Here is a 259-nt window from a genome sequence, read left to right on the forward strand (position 1 = left end):
GAGTTTTCAAAAGTAAAAAAGAATGATAGCAGTATCATTCAGTGCCATTTAATGAACGTTTTGTTTGTTGATTGGTATCTACTTTAGTATTCAATATTAACTTCTGGCGAAGTTAAACTGTCACAAAACAAAGGCCCGTTTGGGTTGTATGGTTAAGTGACTAAGCGTACACGGTGGATGCCTTGGCAGTTGGAGGCGATGAAGGACGTATTAACTTGCGATAAGCCTAGTCAAGCTAGTAAAAAGCGCTTGAGACTAG

The 259-nt window shown here is 39.0% G+C and carries 1 rRNA gene; it reads left to right on the plus strand.

Going from position 1 to position 259, the window contains the following annotated elements:
- Positions 1-150: 150 nt before the first annotated feature.
- Positions 151-259, plus strand: a 23S ribosomal RNA gene (locus H5200_RS23820); the annotation flags it as partial.

It is taken from the genome of Pseudoalteromonas sp. SG43-7, assembly GCF_014164295.1.
In the GTDB taxonomy this organism is placed as follows: Bacteria; Pseudomonadota; Gammaproteobacteria; order Enterobacterales; family Alteromonadaceae; genus Pseudoalteromonas; species Pseudoalteromonas rhizosphaerae.